This is a genomic window from Micromonospora saelicesensis (genome assembly GCF_900091575.1).
GTDB classification, from domain to species: domain Bacteria; phylum Actinomycetota; class Actinomycetes; order Mycobacteriales; family Micromonosporaceae; genus Micromonospora; species Micromonospora saelicesensis.
In genome coordinates this window covers 842,258-858,835 of sequence record NZ_FMCR01000002.1, presented here as the reverse complement: position 1 = coordinate 858,835, position 16,578 = coordinate 842,258, and the positions used below count along the sequence as shown (strand labels likewise).

Below are 16,578 nucleotides of genomic sequence, written 5' to 3'. Positions count from 1 at the left end.
CCGATGACGTGGCCGGCACGGTGATCCATGCCGGCCACGTTCATCGCTCCGCACTCGCCGTTCTTGCATATACTGTCTATCGGTATATGCTCCTGGCATGGCTGAGGCTCCACTGCGGGAACCGACGTTCCTGGTGCTCACCGCGCTGGCGGAGGCGCCCATGCACGGGTACGCCGTCATCGAGGACGTGCTGCGCATCTCCGACGGCCGGGTGCGACTGCGCGCCGGCACCCTCTACGCCGTCCTCGACCGGCTCCGCGCCGACGGTCTTATCGAGGTCGAGCGCGAAGAGGTGGTGCAGTCGCGACTGCGCCGCTACTACCGCCTCACCGCCCTGGGCGCACGACGGCTCACCGAGGAGGCGTCCCGCCTGCGACACAACGCGGACGCCGCTCGGGTACGGCTGCGCCGCAGCGGCCTCCTGACCGACGGGGGTGCGGCGTGAGCAGCGACGACCTGGAGCGCCGCTACCGACGGCTGCTGGCCGTCTACCCGTGGGAACACCGCCGGGTGTACGAGGACGAGATACTGGCCGTGCTCCTCGCCGGCGCGCGGCCGGGCCAGCGGCGACCCGCCACCGCCGACGTGCGGAACCTGGTCGGGGCCGGATTGCGGGCGCGGCTGCGGGTGGGCGCACGGGGGTTCACCGAGCCGAGTTGGGCGGACGCAGCGACGGTGACCGGCCTGCTGGCCGGGGTCGTCCTGCTGGCCCTCGCCGGAAAGGCGCTGCTCGACCTGCTCGTCCTCGCGCCGAGCCTGCCGCCCGGGTTCGGGTCGAGCAGCCCGGATCTCGTCGACTGGCTGCACGTCGCCGGCTGGGCGGGCGTCTGCGCGGCGGTGCTGGTCGGGTGGCGCTGGGTCGCCGCCGGTCTGGCCTGGGCCGGCGTGCTCGGCTGGGGTGCGCTCGTCGCCCCGCAGACGGGTGACAACCCGACGTACGTGGTGGACACGTTGCCACAGCTCGCCCTCGCCGTGCTGGCAGCCGCCGCGCTCACCGTGCCGGCACCGCGCCGCCGGGCGATCGCGGTGCTGGGCGTCCGCCGACTGCTGGCCCTGTTGCTCGCGCCGGCCGCGATGGTCGCGCTGTTGGTGACCAACCGGGTCACCAGCCCCGCGTTCGCCTTCGTCGGTGGGGTGTCGTACCAGGTCTTCTACGACCTTGAGGCGAGCAGTGAGCTGGTGCTCTGGCTCTACGTCGCCGGCCTGGTGGCCGCCGCGTCGGCCATGGTGATCGCGGTGGCCACGCTCACCCCGGAGGTACGCCGGCGGATCGTCGTCATGCTCCTGCCCGTGGCGGCCCTCGCCCTGGTGATCGACAGCGCCCTCGCCGGTTGGGTCACCTCGACCATGCACATGGGACACGTCGTCCCCCTGGTGCCGGCGCAGTGGGCGATGCTGGTGCTGGTCGCGCCGGTGACCTTCCTGGCCGGGGCGTTGCTCGTGCGACGTCGGGAGGAGACGATGCGCATGGTCGCCCTCGGCCGCGACGCGGACCGCGAGCGGCCAGTGAGCTAGTCGCAACGAGTTCAGCCAGGTCGAGCGAAACTGCGAGATCGCCGCGGCGTGGGTTGTTGGACCCGCCCGGGTGACTGAGCTTCAGGAGAGGGAGGCACTCCGGTCCGGAGCGGCCGGTTGGTCGCCCTCTTCGGGGTGGCCCTGCCGTTCGATGTTCCGCACCCACTGCTGAGTGAGAGCCACGGCGGCGGCCCGGCCGGCAACCCGTCGCCGGTGTGGCCGGTCCCCACGCTCGTCATCCGTACTGACGAGCGAGGAAACAAGCGGGTAGGCCACGACTGGCCAACGGCCGGAGACCGCGCGGTACGGCCAGACGACCGAGGTGGCGAGCAGCGCGGCGAGCCAGTTGAGGAGGTGGACGAGGCCCAGCACAAGAACAATGGCGAAAACGATGATCTCGAACGGCCCGCCGTCTGCGCCCTGAAGCGCCGCTGGTTCAGGGAAGCGGGGACGCCAGGCGAGGCGGCGGCGGCCCACCCGCCATGCGCGCAGGTGACCAGACTCGTCCCGCCAGAGTGCCACCATGACGGCCATGATGGCTCATTGCGGCAACCCGCCAGCCCCGGGCCGCGTCGACGCTAGTCGTCGGCGACGGCCACCGGCTCCGCGCCGATGCAGCGCACCTTCAACTCGTACTCCCGGGTCGCCCCCTGGAACGTGACCTCGACGTCGTCGTCCGGGCCCCGGTCCACGTCGCGAACCCGGTAACCCTGCGCGGGCGCCCAGGAGACGAGGCGTACGCCGCCGACGCCGCACTCGGCGACGGCGGTGCCGCCGTCGGTGGCGAACCCCCGGCGAGCCCCGGAGCTGGCGCTCGGTGCGGGGCCCGTCGTGCCCGGCGCGGCCGAGGCGGTGCCCGTCGTGCCCGGCGCGGCCGAGGCGGTGCCTGTGGTGCCCGGCGGGGCCGAGGCGGTGCTCGTGGTGGGCGCCGGCTCCGGTGCGGCGAGCGCCCGCTCGATCTCGGCCTCGCTGCGCACCCCGCCCGGGGTGCCGGTGAGGCTCTCGCCCACCAACCGGATCGCGCCCAGGCCGATCACTGTGGCGATGGCGGCGGTGGCCACCCAACCGGTGGCGACGAGGATCGAACGACGGCCCATCCCCTGACTATCCCCGATCCGTCCTTGTCGTTTGCACATCCGTTCGCTAAGGCGTGGTTAACGTGCGCCGCGCTGCCAACCGCAGCGGTTAGCCTGCCAGCTGTGGCCCGCCTGTTGCTCATCGAGGACGACCTGACGATCCGTACCCCGCTGATCCGGGCCCTGCGCGAACGCGGCCACGCGGTGGCGGCGGCCTCGACCGCGATGGCCGGGCTCCGCGACGCGCTGGAGGACCGACCCGACCTCGTCGTGCTCGACCTGGGCCTGCCCGACCTGGACGGCCGCGAGCTGCTGCGGATGCTGCGCGCGGTCAGCTCGGTGCCCGTCATCGTGGCCACGGCGCGTGACGACGAGACCGAGATCGTCCGGGTGCTCGACGCGGGCGCCGACGACTACGTGGTCAAACCGTTCACCGCGGCGCAGCTCGACGCGCGCGTCCGGGCGGTGCTGCGGCGCGGCCCTTCCGGCGCCGACGGGCAGGTCCCGGCGCTCGTCGTCGGCGGGCTCCGCGTCGACCCCCGGGCCCGGCAGGTGACACTGGACGGGGTCGCGGTCGAGCTGACGCCCCGCGAGTTCGACCTGCTGCACCACCTCGCCGGCCGGCCGGGTCAGGTGGTCACCAAACGTGAGCTGCTCACAGAGGTGTGGCAGATCCCGTACGGCGGTGCCGACAAGACCGTCGACGTGCACCTGTCCTGGTTGCGTCGCAAGTTGGGGGAGAACGCCCAACAGCCCCGCTACCTGCACACCGTGCGTGGTGTCGGGGTGCGTCTCGAAGCCCCGGCGGCGCAGCCGTGAGGGCACGTCTCGCGCTGCTGGTCGCCGCGGTCAGCGTCCTCACCCTCATCGCGTTCCTGGTGCCGTTGGCGCTGCTGGTCCGCACCGTCGCCGAGGACCGGGCCACCGTCCGGGCCACCGCCGACGCACAGAGCCTGGTGCCGGTCGTCGGCACCGCCGACGCGGCGACCATCCGGCTCACCGTCGAGCAACTCGCCGCGGAGTCCGGTCGACCGGTGAGCGTCTTCCTGCCCGACGGCACGGTGCTCGGCGCCCAGACACCGCGTACCCCCGCGGTGGCCCTCGCCGCGCGCGGACAGAGCCTCACCGGCGAGTCGGCGGCCGGCCGGGAGGTCGTCATCGCCGTGCAGGGTCGGGCGGACGGCACCGGGGTGATCCGGATCGCGGTGCCGCAGCACGAGCTGACCGCCGGGGTCACCCGGGCCTGGCTGGTGCTGGCGCTGCTCGGCGTGATCCTCGTGCTGATCGGGCTGCTGGTCGCCGACCGGCTGGCGCGCACCCTGGTCCGGCCGATCAGCGACCTCTCGGCCGTCTCACACCGGCTGGCCAACGCCGAGCTGGACGCCCGGGTCACGCCGGCCGGCCCGCCCGAGCTGCGCGAGGTGGCCGGTGCGCTCAACCATCTCGCCACCCGCATCCAGGTGCTCCTGGTGCAGGAGCGCGAACAGGTCGCCGACCTGTCCCACCAGCTACGTACACCGCTGACCGCGTTACGGCTGGAGGCGGAGTCGTTGCGTGACCCGGACGACGCCGCCCGGATCACCGCCGCCGCCGACGGGCTCGAACGCGCGGTCACCGGGCTGATCCGGCAGGCCCGGTGGCGGCACGCGCCGGCGCAACCGGCCTCCTCGGACGCGGCCGCGATCGTCGCCGACCGGGTCGCGTTCTGGTCGGTCCTGGCCGAGGACACCGGCCGGGCCGTCACCCTCGACCTGACGCCCGGCCCTCTTCCCGTCGGTGTGGCCGCCGACAACCTGACGGCGGCCGTGGACGCCCTGCTCGGCAACGTCTTCGCGCACACCCCCGACGGGACGCCGTTCGCCGTCCGACTCGCCCGTGAGGCGGGCGAGGTGGTCCTCACGGTCGCCGACGAGGGCCCGGGCATGCCCGCCGGGGCGATCCGGCGGGGCGCCAGCGCGGCCGGGTCCACCGGCCTCGGCCTGGACATCGCCCGGCGCGCCGCGCAGGCCGCCGGCGGTCGACTGGAGTTGCGGGCCGGCCCGCAGGGCGGTGCGCAGGTGCTGCTCCGGCTCGGGCCTCCGACGTCGCCGCGGGACGCATAGCCGCTGCGGTGCCGGGTAGCTGCCAGTTATGGCGCGGTATACGAAACCCGAGCTCAGAGAGCAGATCAAGGAAGAGGTCAAGGCTTCCGACAAGGGCGGCCGGCCGGGGCAGTGGTCGGCGCGCAAGTCGCAGCTGGTCACTCAGGAGTACAAGAAGCGCGGCGGCGGATTCCTGGGCGAAAAGGACGAGCGGCAGAAGTCCCTCCAGCGCTGGGGCAACGAGAAATGGCAGACGAAGGAGGGCGATACCCGTGCGCGCAAGGGCGCCACGACGAGTCGCTACCTGCCCAAGAAGGCCTGGGAGGAGATGTCGGAAAATCAGAAGCGCGCGACCGACACGAAGAAGCGCGAAGCGTCCCGCTCCGGCAAGCAGTACGTCGCCAACACCGGGCCGGCCAAACGGGCGCGTCGGGACGCCACCACGGCCGGACGGATGACGGAGATGTCGGTCGCGGAGGCGGCCAAGCTGGTCCGTGGCCTCGACACGCGCCAGCTCAAGACCGCGCTGCGTAATGAGCGCGCCAGCAAGGACCGCAAGACGCTCGTCCAGCGCCTCGAAGCGGAACTCAACCGGCGCGGCTGACCCGGCCCTCGACCGCCTTAACCCGCCCTTAGCGTCCGGACAGCGCGGTGCTATCCACATCTGGCCGATCCTCGAAGTCGACAACCGAGGAAAGGTGGACACCACGATGAAGCGCACCAATCTGCTTCTGGCGTCGGTCGGCGGGTCGGCGGTGCTGGCGGTGGCCGGGGTCGCGCTCGGCGTCAACGCCGCGAACGACTCGCGGACCGGCGGCACGGCACTCGCCGCGGCAACCGTCGCGCCGACGGCCACCGACGCGCCGGTAGTCACCGGTTCGCCGTCGGCCGGCACCCCGTCGGGTACGCCGTCGAGCGGAACGCCGTCCGGTACGCCGTCGACCGGCAGCGCGCCCGCCGGTGGCGCTGTCGACGAGAAGCGCGCCGGTGAGATCGCGCTCGCCAAGGCCGGTGGCGGTCAGGTCGTCGAGGTCGAAGCCGAGCAGGAGAACGGCCGACCGGTGTGGAGCGTCGAGATCGTCGCCGGCGACACCGAGCACGAGGTGGACGTCGACCGGGACAACGGCTCGGTGGTCAAGGCTGAGCAGGAGCCGGTCGACGACGACGACAACGACGACGACGACGACGACGACAAGGACGATGACGACAACGACGACGACTGACGGCGATCGCCGCTCACCCCGGGTGCTTCCATGGGGTGAGCGGCGGCTCGCTGTGACGCGGTGGTCGGACTGTCCCTAGTTGGCGGACCGACCACCGCGTGCGTCATATGGCGACGCGTTGCTCCTGGACTGTCGGCTGGTCCTGGGCGAACTGGGTGCGGTACAACTCGTGGTAGCGGCCACCAGCCGCGAGCAGGTCGCTGTGTCGCCCGCGTTCGACGATGCGTCCCGCCTCCACGACGAGGATCTGGTCGGCCGCCCGGATGGTGGAGAGCCGGTGTGCGATGACCACGCTCGTCCGGCCGGTCAGCGCCTCGGCGAGTGCGTCCTGAACCGCCGCCTCCGAGGTGGAGTCGAGATGCGCGGTGGCTTCGTCGAGGATGACCACGCGCGGACGAGCCAGCAGCAGTCGCGCGATGGTGAGCCGTTGCCGTTCCCCGCCGGACAGGCGGTAACCGCGCTCGCCGACGACGGTGTCCAGCCCATCGGGAAGTGAGCGGATCAAGTCGTCGAGGCGGGCCCGCCGGAGCACCTCCCACATCTCGTCCTCGGTCGCGTCCGGCTGGGCGAACGCCAGGTTGGCGCGGATGCTCTCGTGGAAGAGGTGCCCGTCCTGGGTCACCACGCCCAACGCCGTCCGGATCGACTCGGCCGACAGCTCACGGACGTCGACGTCGGCCAGCTTCACCGCGCCGTCCTCGACGTCGTACAGGCGAGGCACGAGCTGCGCGATCGTCGACTTGCCCGCCCCGGAGGAGCCGACGAGCGCCACCATCTGCCCCGCCTCGGCGCGGAACGACACCCCGTGCAGCACCTCCTCGCCGCCGCGGGTATCGAGCTTCGCCACGTCCTCCAGGGACGCGAGCGACACCTTGTCCGCTGACGGGTAACCGAACCGCACCCCGTCGAACTCGACCGCGACCGGCCCTTCCGGAAGGGGCCGGGCGTCGGAGGAGTCGAGAATCAGCGGCTTGAGGTCGAGGACCTCGAACACCCGCTCGAAGCTCACCAGCGCGCTCATCACCTCGACCCGAGCACTGGCCAGCGAGGTCAACGGTGCGTAGAGCCGCGACAGGAGCAGCGCGAGGGCGACCACCGTCCCGGCGTCGAGGCTGCCCCGTAGGGCGTAGAGACCACCCAGCCCGTAGACCAGGGCCAGTGCCAGCGAGCCGACGACGGTGAGCGCGGTGATGAAGACCCACTGGAGCATCGCGGCGCGGATCCCGATGTCCCGGACCCGACGTGCCCGCGCCGCGAACTCGGCGGACTCCTCGGCCGGCCGCCCGTACAGCTTGACCAACGTGGCACCGGGTGCGGAGAAACGCTCCGTCATCCGGGTGCTCATGGCCGCGTTGTGCTCGGCCGCTTCACGCTGCAACTGAGCGAGCCTCGAACCCATCCGGCGAGCCGGGAGAACGAAAATGGGCAGCAGGACGAGCGCCAGCAGCGTGATCTGCCACGAGAAGGTGAGCATCACTGCCAACGTCAGCATCAGCGTGACCGCGTTGCCGACCACACTCGACAGGGTGTCGCTGAACGCCCGCTGCGCGCCGATCACGTCGTTGTTCAGGCGGCTGACCAGTGCACCCGTGCGGGTCCGCGTGAAGAACGCCACCGGCATGCGCTGAACGTGGTCGAACACAGCCGTCCGCAGTTGGACGATCAGCCCCTCACCGATGCTGGCGGAGAGAAATCGCGTCACCAGACCCAGCCCGGCCTCGGCGAGGGCGATCACGGCGATCAGTACGGCCAACCGGATCACCACGCTGCTGTCGGCGCCGTCCACGATCGCGTCGACCACCCGACCGGCGAGGACGGGCGCCGCCACCGTGAGGACCGCCGTCACCACACTCAACAGCAGGAACCTGACGATCAGGGCCCGGTGCGGCCGCGCGAACTCCGCGATGCGCTTCAAGGTGTCGCGGGACAGCGGTCGTTCTTCCTGCGCGTTCATCGCGTGGTGCAAAGACGTCCACGCCGTGAATTCCATGCTCATGCGTAACCTCCGATACCGGAGGCTAGGACCTCACCCGAGCTTGAGGTCAAGTCGCCACGCGAGTCTGTGGCTACGGGTTGTTCACGGTGCTCGTAGCCAAGGACCGCATCGATGCCGTCGACTGGCATGCGGTACCCCCAACGACGACGAGCTGGCGTCCGTGAAGCACTGGCCGCGTGGAGGTTGGTCGACGAGCCCGTCGCGGGTCGCTGTGGGTCGTCTTGGGCCGTCGCGGGCGGCTGCAGGCGTTGCGGATTGTGGTGGGCCGTCGCAGGCGGTTGCGAGCTGTTGCGGGTCGTCGGGCTTCTGCTGGCCGATGACGGCCTCACCTGGCTCCCAGACCGACGCGCACTGCGGCCCGCCGCAGGCCGTCGTGACCTGCTGCGAGCAGCTCTTTTCGCGACCCAGCCGGCATGCACCCGAGACGTGCCGCTCAACGCTCTGGCCTTCGCAGCGGGTGCCTGACCAACCAGCCTCCTAGGATGCCTTAGACGGTGTGGGATGGGCGACGGTGTCGACCCGGCATGGGGTGATCGTCTCGGCTGCCTGCCGCTACGTTCGTCGGTGGTAGTGGTTGCGGCGGGGGAGTTGTTCGGGGTCGAGCCAGGCGGGTGGGGTGAATTCGGGGTGGCCGTCGCTTCCGAGTTGGACGGTCCAGTCGCTGTGGTGCAGGTGTCGGTGGTGGTGGCCGCAGAGGAGGACGGCGTTGGTCAGGCTGGTGGTGCCGCCGTCGGCCCAGTGGTGGATGTGGTGGGCGTCGCACCAGCGGGGTGGGCGGTCGCAGCCGGGAAACGCGCAACCCCGGTCACGGAGCACCAGGGCGCGACGCAGCGGCCCGGAGATGAGACGGCGTTGTCGACCGACGTCAAGGACCTGGCCGGTGCCGCCGAGGACGGCGGGCAGGATGCTGGCGTCGCAGGCAAGCCGGCGCACCGTGTCTGGGGTGAGCTCTAAGCCGACGTCGAGCGCGCCGGTGGACAGCCGTCGGGTCAGCGCGTCGTAGTTGGTGGTGATGACGATCTGGGCGGAATCGCCACCGCTGTCGGGCAGCTCGCCGGTTCGGACGGCGAGTCGGCACACCTCGGCGAGGGCGTCGTGGCGGCGTTGCCCGGCAGAGCGTTGATCGTCGGGGCCGCAGTGTGCGCTCAGTGGGTCGATGGCGGCGCGCAGCAGACCGGCGGTTTCGGTGTCGAGGGTGCCGGTGAGTCGTAGTCGGCCGTCGGTTTGTTCGGACAGGGTGAGGTGGCGGTCGCGGGTGGCGCGGCGTGCTTCGGCGTCGAGGGCGGCTTGGGTGGCGGCGTCGGCGATGTCGGGGGCGACGTGGTCGAGGATGCGGGTGCCGAGTTTGCGCAGGTGGGTGGGGTCGAACTGGCTGGCCCAGTCGGTGAGCAGGCTGACGGCCTTGTCGGCGGCCTGCGCGCCGGCGGTGGCCTGCACGGTGGCGGCGGTGTCGGTGATGACCCGGGCCTGGTCGAGGCTGAGGTGCCCGTCGGCTAGGGCTTGTCGGATGCCGGGGTTGCCGGTGTCCAAAGCGGTGGCAAGGTCGATCAGGCGGCGGGCGGCGGGGACGGTGAGTCGCAGGCGTTCGCGTAACCAGACCGCGGTGCAGGAGGCTCCTTGGTTGCGGGCGATGCCGCGGCCGTCGACCTCACGGATCAAGGTGAGGGTGACGGCGGCAAGGCGTTGCTGAAGACGGTGCGCGGCGTCGAGCGCGGCGATCAGGTCATGTTCCGGCAGGGCCCAGGCAGCGGCATCGACGCAGGCAGCGATCGCATCGTCTGCCTGCGCCAACTCCTCGACCATGACCCGACACTAGAACAGGTGTACGACACTTTCAGTCACCAAGATCGATGTGCCGGCTGGTCACCGGAGACTTGTCGGTGCTGGACTCTTCCCAGCGGCGGTTGGGGACTGCCGTACGGGCCGAGCAACAGGGGTCAGTTCACCCGCAGATCACGATGCCGATGTCGGGGCCATCGGCAATCGTTCCCACCACTCGACCTGCGGTGACGGTCACAGGCCGGCGTGCATGGTCAGGCTCTGCCGCAGGTGGAGTTTCGGCCTGGACCCGACGACCGAGCCGACGACCTCGCCCTCACGGAACACCAGCAGCGTCGGCAGGGACATGACTGCGTAGCGCCGCGTGGTCTGCGGGTTGTCGTCGGAGTTGAGCTTGGCGATGGCCATCCGGTCGCCAAATTCCCCTGCCAGCTCGACGAGGCTCTTCTCGATCATCTTGCACGGCGGGCACCACTCCGCCCAGAAGTCGACGACCACGGGCCGGTCGCTGGCCAGCACCAGCTCGGCGAACGTGTCGTCGGTGACGGTGATCAGGGAGCTGACGCTCGTCTCCTGGGGCATGTTTCCTCCCGGTGCGCGATTGCGTGGGTGAGCTGGGTGTGCAACTGCTGACGGACCGCTCCGAGCCGATCGAGGTACTCGTCGACCTCGGCGAGCTTGCGCCGTAGCACCAGCACGGAATCCGGACAGACGTCGCCGGACGCGTTGCCCGCTCGTAAACAGGCGACGAACGGACGGACGTCGTCGAGGCCGAAGCCGACGTCGAGCAGCGCCCGGATCTCCCGGACGACCCGCAGCTCCGCCTCGTCGTAGACGCGGTAGCCGTTCGCCGAACGCTGCGGGTGTACCAACCCGTGGGCCTCGTAGTAGCGCAGCGTTCGAGTGCTCGTGCCTGCTCGTTCCGCCAGCTCGCCGATCAGCATCAGACCTCCTCGACCAGCCTGTCGCGACCAGGCTAAACCTTGTCGTCAGCGTCAAGGCAAGGCTGCTTCCGGTCCCGAGCGGGGCTCAGGGCGCCGCGAGGCGGCGCCCTGAGCGTCTGCGGGCTCCGAACTAGCCGATGCGGAACTGGTCGCCGTAGACGGCGAACACCAGTGGGGTGTTGAGGTTGAAGTTGCCGTTGTTGAGGAACACCCGCTGGGCGGTGTCGACGCGGGAGGTGTCCGAGTGGGCCTCTTCCTTCTTCATCTCGATGACCCGCTCGTCGAGGAACGCGTTGAGCCAGGTCCGCTCGTCACCGCCCTGGGCTGGCGGCTTGGCCCGGTTCAGGGCACGGTTGCGGATCTGGCGCATGCCCTCGTACCCGTGCATGACCGCCGCGTCGTAGTAGGCGAACTGGCCGAGTGCCCGGACCTGGTCGTTCTTGCCGTCGCGTACCGACGGGTTGAAGTAGACCCGGTCGCGTTCGGCCTCCTGGGCGGCCTGGAACACCGAGTCGGTGGCCGCGGTGCGCCAGTCGCGGGGGAAGTTGGGGTCGAGGCCGGCGTGCGACGGGGTGCCGTTGACGTTGCGCAGCGCCGGCAGGTAGCCGGCGAGCACGTTGCCTGGCTTGGTGCGGGTGTACGCCTCGACCAGTTCGAGCATGTCGCCGGTGCCGGAGCAGAAGCCGATGATGCCGGCGGTGTAGCCGCGCCCGTCGCCGATGTCCTCGATGTAGGAGAACTGCGCGCGCCAGTCGAGCGAGGAGTTTTCCGCGGCCGAGACGAGTTGCATGGCTACGTTCTTCTTCGCCGGGTCGTCGAGGTTGGTCCCGCTCGGGGTGGTGGGCGTGGGCGTGCTGCCGCCGCCCGGCAGGGTCCACCGCTGGTTCGTGGTGCCGCCGCAGGTCCAGATCTGCAACCGGGCGCCGTTCGCGGTGCTCCGGTCGGTGACGTCGAGGCACCTGCCGGAGCCGGAGTTGACGAGCGCGCCGTTGCTGGGGGTCCACTTCTGCGCGCCGGTGTTGTTGCAGTCGTACAGCTGCACCTTGGCGCCGTTCGCGGTCGACGCGGCGGTGACGTCGAGGCACTTGCCGAGTGCCCGGATCGAGTTGTCGGTGTTGCCGACGGTCCACGTCTGGGCCGCGCTGCCGTTGCAGTCGTAGAGCTGGACGGGCGTGCCGTTGGCCGAGCTGGCGCCGGCCACGTCGATGCACTTACCACCGAGGCCGGTGATCGGGCCGGCGGTCGCGGCGCTGGCCGACGGCAGGCCGTAGCCGACGGCGGCGACGCCAACCAGCAGGGTGCCCACGAGGTAGGCGGCTGTTCTCTTGTGAACCATGCGTGTTCCTCGGGGAAGGGGCGGCGTGCCGCCAGCCGGTCGGTGGCCTGGCGCGGCGGTTCGGCCCCGGCGGGCACCGCGAGCATCAGGAAACTGTATTAACAGATACCAGTACGTCGATTCCTCGTCAATCGACGACCGCGAGGCGTGACGGCGTCTGTTCATCCCGTCGTTGGCGGCACGTACCCGCCGGTGGCTATCGTCAGGCCGTAACTGATCAAGGGGCCGGTCCGTCGGAACCGAGCGAGACGGCCCGGGACGGCACCAAGACGCGAGGAGCGTTCCATGGCAGTCGACCTTCGCCGTACCCGGCCGCTGTGGGCCACGGCCGCCGCCGTGCTGTCCGCCGCGGCCCTGGCCGCCTGCGGCAGCGGCGGTGGCGCCGACCCGGCCGCCGCGCCCGCCCCGAGCAGCGCCGCCCCGAGCAGCGCGGCCACGCCGACCGACGTCGCGCCCCCGCCGATCAAGGGCAAGCTGCGTGGGTACGCCACAGTGCGACAGCTCAGCGACACCGCGGACCTGGTCGTACGCGGTGAGGTCGAGGCGGTCGGATTCCGGGTCGACGAGGTGCTGCGCGCGACGACCGGATCGACAGTGCGGGCCGGGGCGCGGATCACGCTCGCCCCGCTGCCCTCCGGTGTGCCGGACATGGTGCACATGTCGAAGCTCGAGGCCGGCCAGGTCGTGGTGCTCTACCTCGCCCAGGACCCGGCTGCCCCGACGTTCCGGACGCTCAGCGGCGACTTCGGCGTGTTCGACCTGACCGGGTCCGGCGCGGAGGCCGTCGCCACGACCCGCTCGCAGACCATGGCCGTCAGCGGCCTGAACGCCGAGGACCCGGCCGCGTCCGGCCACGGTTTCCGCACCACTCTCGGCCAGCTACGGGCCGTCGCCGCTCAGGCCAGGTAGGACGTGTGGGCACGCGGACGGCACCCGCCGAGTGCCGTCCGCGCGGTCACTGTTCCCGGTAGGTGGCCAGGTCGAAGTCGGCGTGCACGCCGTCGCCGCCCAGGTCCTGCACCCACAGGCCGAGAAACGCCCCGGTGAAGCCCCACGCCGCCGGCTCACCGTCGATGATCAGCGCGGCGTGCTCGTCGGACAGGATGGTCGCGTCCAGCTCGACCGGTAGCCGCTGCCAACCGGCGCCGAGGTCGTAGTCGAAGCGCACCGCCGGCCCGTCGAAGACGGCCCGCAGGCCGACCCGGGTGACGCCGTCGGCATCGACGGTCAGCTCGGGGTACGCGGTGCGCCGCCCGTTGTCGGAACTGAGCAGCTCCAGCACCGTCCGGCCGTCGTCGGCCCGGGTCAGGTAGAGGTGGTGCCAGTTGAGCGTGTTGTAGTAGGCGGTGATTCCGGTGAGCTGACGGTGGTCGGCCGGTTCGAACTCCACCACCGTCTCCAGCGAGCACTCCCTTGCCCCGACGCGTCGTCCGACCAGGCTGGGTGCCTGTCGACCGACCGGCGACTGCCCGCCGTGGACCCGCAGGTACGACGGGCGGGTGTGCAGGTCGACCCAGTCGGGGGTGGCCGGCCGACGCAGCGTCGACCAGCACCGGCCCAGCTCGGGGGCGTCGAAGTGGTCCGTCTCGGGCTCCGCCGGCCAGGGGTGCGCGGGCAGGTCGGGTGCGACGACGTCGTCCGCGGGCACCCCTCCGGCGATCCGCGGCCAGCCGCCCGACGGCCACTCGACCCGCTGGATCGCGGTCTCCCGACCCAGCACACAGTTGCCCAGCGGGGAGTACGGGCGGCCAACCAGGTGGGCCAGGTACCACTCGCCGTTCTGCGTGTGGACCAGGCTGCCGTGACCCGCCTTCTGCAACCGCAGGTCGGGCCGCCCGAAGGAGGTGAGCAGTGGCCCGTCCGGGTCCACCTCGTACGGTCCGAACAGCTCGCGGGACCGCGCCACGGTGACCTGGTGTTCCCAGCTGGTGCCGCCCTCGGCGGTGATCAGCCAGTACCAGCCGTCGTGGCGGTACAGGTGCGGACCCTCGGTGACCCCGACCGGGGAGCCGGTGAACAGGATGCGGGGGCTGCCGACCAGACGGCGTGCGGCCCGGTCGTACTGCTGGATCTCGATGCCACCAAAGCGGTCGCGGCCGGGTCGCCAGTCCGCGCTCATGCCCAGCAGCCAGGTGGTGCCGTCGTCGTCGTGGAACAGCGACGCGTCGAACCCGCGCCCGTGCAGTTTCACCGGATCGGACCAGGGGCCGGTGATGTCCTCGGCGGTGACCAGGAAGTTCTGCGGATCCCAGTAGCCGCTGGCGAAGCTTGCCACGTCGCTGTAGACGAGGTGGAACTGACCGTCGTGGTACGTCAGGTCTGGCGCCCACACCCCGTTGGAGTCGCCGCATCCGCGCAGATCGAGCAGGCGCCGATCGGTGATGATCCCACCCAGGCTGCGCCAGTTCACCAGATCACGCGAGTGGTGCACGAGGACGCCCGGATACCACTCGAAGGTCGAGGTGGCCAGGTAGTAGTCGTCGCCGACGCGCAGGATCGACGGGTCCGGGTGGAACCCGGCGAGGACGGGATTGCGGATCGACCGGGTAGCGGTCGCCACGTTAGCGATGTCGGTCGACACGAGCACTCCTCTGGACGGGCTGTCTGGAACTTCCGGAAAATCGTGGTCCCGGATCACTGGAAGCCCTGCTTACGCTAGCCGGTCTCTTCGCAATAGGACAGAGGTCTTGACCGCTGGGACAACAGCTCGTAGCGTGCCGGCCATCGATCGACATTACCGGCGAAGCATTGAAAGTTTCGGAGATCCATAGCTCCGCAGGGGGGACCGTGGGCACGGAGAACGGCCGAAACGTCACCATCGCCATGATCGCGCGGTTGGCCGGAGTCTCCGTGCCCACCGTCTCCCGGGTCATCAACGGCCGCTCCGACGTCGCCCCCGACACCCGCGAACGCGTCGAGGCGCTACTCAACCGGCACGGCTACCGCCGCCGCTCACCGGCCCGGCGCACCGACGCCGCCCTCATCGATTTGGTCTTCAACGACCTGGACAGCCCGTGGGCCGTGGAGATCATCCGTGGGGTGGAGGACGTCGGCCAGACCAGCGGCGTCGGCACCGTCGTGTCGGCCATCCACTGGCGCATCTCCTCGGCCAAGCAGTGGCTCGACAACATGCGCACGCGCTCCACCGAGGGAATCATCTTCGTGACCTCGATGGTGAACCCACCGTTGCAGGCCGAGCTGCGCCGGCTCCACCTGCCGGTCGTCATCATCGACCCGGCCGGGGTCGACCCGCAGGAGTCACCCACCATCGGCGCCACCAACTGGGCGGGCAGCCTCAGCGCCAACCAGTACCTGATCAGCCTCGGCCACCGTCGCATCGGCTTCATCGCCGGCCCGCCGCACCTGATGTGCAGCCGGGCAAGGATGGACGGCTACCGGGCCGCCCTCGGCGCCGCCGGGATCCCCGTCGACGATTCCCTGATCCGCCCCGGCAACTTCTACCACGAGGCCGGCTTCACCGCGGGTACGCAACTACTGGCCCTGCCCGACCCGCCCACCGCCATCTGCGCCTCCAGCGATCAGATGGCACTCGGCGTGTACGAGGCGGTCCGCAAACGGGGTCTGCGGGTGCCCGACGACGTCAGCGTGGTCGGCTTCGACGATCTGCCGGAGGTGCGCTGGTGCTCGCCACCGCTGACCACCGTCCGGCAACCCCTGGCCGAGATGGGCATGCTGGCCGCGCGGACCGTGCTGCGCCTTGCCGGCGGCGAGAGGACCGAGAGCCCCCGGGTCGAACTCGCCACCGAACTCATCGTCCGCGACAGCGCCGGCCCGCCCCGCTGAGCGGCGCGGTCGGCGCGAACGCGTTCGGTGCTGACGTCAGTCGTCGCGCAGAGCGTCGTCGACGCCCGTCTCCCGGCGGCCGAGGTGCGCCGGATCCCGACCGGAGAGCAGGTCCAGCGCGGCCTTCACGCAGGCGCCGTTCTCCCGGGACGAACTGAACCACCACGTCTGGGCGTACCGCTTCGCGCTGTCGTCGCCCACGCCGTTGGCGTCGATGCCGAGGCGCCGGCACAGCGCCACGGCGCGCGGAAGGTGGAAGGTCTGGGTCACCACTGTGGCTTGCCGCACCCCGAAGATCCGCTCAGCGCGCGCACACGAGTCGTACGTGTCGAAGCCGGCGTAGTCCGGCACCACCTTGTGCGCTGGTACGCCCCGCTGCACCAGCCAGTTCCGCATCGCGGCGGGCTCGTTGTAGTCGGCGTTCATGTTGTCGCCCGAAACGAGGATCGCCCGCACCTTGCCGGCGTCGAACAGCCGCCGCGCGATCTCCAACCGGGCGGTGAGGACGGGTGAGGGCGTGCCGTCCGCGTCCACCTTGGTGCCCAGGACCAGGGCGACCGGCGCGTCCGGCACCTCGGCCTCACCGTAGAGGTGGCCCTGCGCGGTGTCGCGGATCCACGACACGCTGGCCACAGTGCCCCCGGTCAGCGCCACCGCCCCCACCGCGAGCGCAAGGACTGTGCGACGGACCAACCGCCGGTGCTCCCCGTACCACCGCCTGGCCGCGCCGAATCGTCCCCGCATGCCGCAAGGCTATTCCGCCCGCGCTCCCGACTGTCGTCGGCGTCCCCGCGACCGTCCCGAGCAGCAGACGAAGGCCGTTG

The 16,578-nt window shown here is 71.0% G+C and carries 17 protein-coding genes; 8 read left to right on the top strand and 9 right to left on the bottom strand.

The features are described 5' to 3' along the window. The first annotated feature begins 97 nt into the window (after positions 1 to 97). Complete coding sequence (locus tag GA0070561_RS11790) at positions 98 to 445, top strand: PadR family transcriptional regulator (RefSeq protein ID WP_091399577.1); 348 nt, start codon at positions 98 to 100, stop codon at positions 443 to 445. After that, positions 442 to 1,515, top strand: coding sequence for a hypothetical protein (locus tag GA0070561_RS11785; RefSeq protein WP_091399575.1), 1,074 nt, complete (start codon positions 442 to 444; stop codon positions 1,513 to 1,515). Before GA0070561_RS11790 ends, GA0070561_RS11785 begins: the two co-directional genes overlap by 4 nt. An 81-nt stretch (positions 1,516 to 1,596) precedes the next feature. Here GA0070561_RS11785 and GA0070561_RS11780 read toward each other — a convergent pair whose 3' ends face one another. Then, complete coding sequence (locus tag GA0070561_RS11780) at positions 1,597 to 2,049, bottom strand: hypothetical protein (RefSeq protein WP_091399573.1); 453 nt, start codon at positions 2,047 to 2,049, stop codon at positions 1,597 to 1,599. Positions 2,050 to 2,093: 44 nt separating this feature from the next. After that, a complete protein-coding gene (locus GA0070561_RS11775; RefSeq protein ID WP_091399571.1) occupies positions 2,094 to 2,612 on the bottom strand; it encodes a septum formation initiator in 519 nt (172 codons plus the stop codon). 102 nt (positions 2,613 to 2,714) lie between these two features. Between GA0070561_RS11775 and GA0070561_RS11770 the strand changes: the two genes are divergently transcribed. From GA0070561_RS11770 to GA0070561_RS11755, 4 genes are all read left to right on the top strand, one after another. Then, complete coding sequence (locus GA0070561_RS11770) at positions 2,715 to 3,410, top strand: response regulator transcription factor (RefSeq protein ID WP_091399570.1); 696 nt, start codon at positions 2,715 to 2,717, stop codon at positions 3,408 to 3,410. Continuing rightward, positions 3,407 to 4,693 carry a sensor histidine kinase gene (locus GA0070561_RS11765; RefSeq protein ID WP_091399568.1) on the top strand — a complete coding sequence of 429 codons (1,287 nt, stop codon included), beginning with the start codon at positions 3,407 to 3,409 and terminating at the stop codon, positions 4,691 to 4,693. The genes GA0070561_RS11770 and GA0070561_RS11765 overlap by 4 nt, the downstream gene beginning before the upstream one ends. Before the next feature lie 28 nt (positions 4,694 to 4,721). Further along, positions 4,722 to 5,276 (top strand): DUF5872 domain-containing protein, encoded by a 555-nt coding sequence (locus tag GA0070561_RS11760; protein ID WP_091399566.1) that lies wholly within the window; start codon positions 4,722 to 4,724, stop codon positions 5,274 to 5,276. 106 nt (positions 5,277 to 5,382) lie between these two features. Then, a complete protein-coding gene (locus GA0070561_RS11755; protein WP_091400203.1) occupies positions 5,383 to 5,895 on the top strand; it encodes a PepSY domain-containing protein in 513 nt (170 codons plus the stop codon). A gap of 103 nt (positions 5,896 to 5,998) precedes the next feature. Here the strand turns inward: GA0070561_RS11755 and GA0070561_RS11750 are convergent, their stop codons facing one another. The 5 genes from GA0070561_RS11750 to GA0070561_RS34515 form a co-directional block, all read right to left on the bottom strand. Continuing rightward, a complete protein-coding gene (locus tag GA0070561_RS11750) occupies positions 5,999 to 7,891 on the bottom strand; it encodes an ABC transporter ATP-binding protein (RefSeq protein ID WP_091399565.1) in 1,893 nt (630 codons plus the stop codon). 552 nt (positions 7,892 to 8,443) lie between these two features. Continuing rightward, positions 8,444 to 9,694 (bottom strand): HNH endonuclease signature motif containing protein, encoded by a 1,251-nt coding sequence (locus GA0070561_RS11745; RefSeq protein WP_091399563.1) that lies wholly within the window; start codon positions 9,692 to 9,694, stop codon positions 8,444 to 8,446. Between the two features lie 210 nt (positions 9,695 to 9,904). Beyond that, complete coding sequence (trxA, locus tag GA0070561_RS11740) at positions 9,905 to 10,252, bottom strand: thioredoxin (protein ID WP_091399561.1); 348 nt, start codon at positions 10,250 to 10,252, stop codon at positions 9,905 to 9,907. Further along, complete coding sequence (locus GA0070561_RS11735; protein WP_091399559.1) at positions 10,222 to 10,614, bottom strand: MerR family transcriptional regulator; 393 nt, start codon at positions 10,612 to 10,614, stop codon at positions 10,222 to 10,224. Before GA0070561_RS11735 ends, trxA begins: the two co-directional genes overlap by 31 nt. A gap of 130 nt (positions 10,615 to 10,744) precedes the next feature. Beyond that, positions 10,745 to 11,950: a chitosanase gene (locus tag GA0070561_RS34515; RefSeq protein ID WP_208603739.1), complete on the bottom strand. Its 1,206-nt coding sequence runs from the start codon at positions 11,948 to 11,950 to the stop codon at positions 10,745 to 10,747. Between the two features lie 285 nt (positions 11,951 to 12,235). Here GA0070561_RS34515 and GA0070561_RS11725 point away from each other — a divergent pair, with 285 nt between their 5' ends. Beyond that, positions 12,236 to 12,859, top strand: a complete 624-nt coding sequence (locus tag GA0070561_RS11725; RefSeq protein WP_091399557.1) for a hypothetical protein — start codon at positions 12,236 to 12,238, stop codon at positions 12,857 to 12,859. Positions 12,860 to 12,905: 46 nt separating this feature from the next. Here the strand turns inward: GA0070561_RS11725 and GA0070561_RS11720 are convergent, their stop codons facing one another. Beyond that, positions 12,906 to 14,531: a glycoside hydrolase family 43 protein gene (locus GA0070561_RS11720; protein ID WP_091400199.1), complete on the bottom strand. Its 1,626-nt coding sequence runs from the start codon at positions 14,529 to 14,531 to the stop codon at positions 12,906 to 12,908. A gap of 242 nt (positions 14,532 to 14,773) precedes the next feature. Here GA0070561_RS11720 and GA0070561_RS11715 point away from each other — a divergent pair, with 242 nt between their 5' ends. After that, positions 14,774 to 15,754, top strand: a complete 981-nt coding sequence (locus GA0070561_RS11715; RefSeq protein WP_373861684.1) for a LacI family DNA-binding transcriptional regulator — start codon at positions 14,774 to 14,776, stop codon at positions 15,752 to 15,754. A 36-nt stretch (positions 15,755 to 15,790) separates the two neighbouring features. Here the strand turns inward: GA0070561_RS11715 and GA0070561_RS11710 are convergent, their stop codons facing one another. Beyond that, entirely contained in the window at positions 15,791 to 16,498 is a 708-nt protein-coding gene (locus GA0070561_RS11710; protein ID WP_091399553.1) for a SanA/YdcF family protein, read from the bottom strand. Positions 16,499 to 16,578: the final 80 nt, after the last annotated feature.

Coding starts and splice junctions, on each gene's coding strand:
- GA0070561_RS11755 (WP_091400203.1), top strand. CDS start 5,383: ATGAAGCGCACCAATCTGCTTCTGGCGTCGGTCGGCGGGTCGGCGGTG.
- GA0070561_RS11735 (WP_091399559.1), bottom strand. CDS start 10,614: ATGCTGATCGGCGAGCTGGCGGAACGAGCAGGCACGAGCACTCGAACG.
- GA0070561_RS11715 (WP_373861684.1), top strand. CDS start 14,774: ATGATCGCGCGGTTGGCCGGAGTCTCCGTGCCCACCGTCTCCCGGGTC.
- trxA (WP_091399561.1), bottom strand. CDS start 10,252: ATGCCCCAGGAGACGAGCGTCAGCTCCCTGATCACCGTCACCGACGAC.
- GA0070561_RS11710 (WP_091399553.1), bottom strand. CDS start 16,498: ATGCGGGGACGATTCGGCGCGGCCAGGCGGTGGTACGGGGAGCACCGG.
- GA0070561_RS11725 (WP_091399557.1), top strand. CDS start 12,236: ATGGCAGTCGACCTTCGCCGTACCCGGCCGCTGTGGGCCACGGCCGCC.
- GA0070561_RS34515 (WP_208603739.1), bottom strand. CDS start 11,950: ATGGTTCACAAGAGAACAGCCGCCTACCTCGTGGGCACCCTGCTGGTT.
- GA0070561_RS11745 (WP_091399563.1), bottom strand. CDS start 9,694: ATGGTCGAGGAGTTGGCGCAGGCAGACGATGCGATCGCTGCCTGCGTC.
- GA0070561_RS11780 (WP_091399573.1), bottom strand. CDS start 2,049: ATGGCCGTCATGGTGGCACTCTGGCGGGACGAGTCTGGTCACCTGCGC.
- GA0070561_RS11750 (WP_091399565.1), bottom strand. CDS start 7,891: ATGAGCATGGAATTCACGGCGTGGACGTCTTTGCACCACGCGATGAAC.
- GA0070561_RS11775 (WP_091399571.1), bottom strand. CDS start 2,612: ATGGGCCGTCGTTCGATCCTCGTCGCCACCGGTTGGGTGGCCACCGCC.
- GA0070561_RS11790 (WP_091399577.1), top strand. CDS start 98: ATGGCTGAGGCTCCACTGCGGGAACCGACGTTCCTGGTGCTCACCGCG.
- GA0070561_RS11760 (WP_091399566.1), top strand. CDS start 4,722: ATGGCGCGGTATACGAAACCCGAGCTCAGAGAGCAGATCAAGGAAGAG.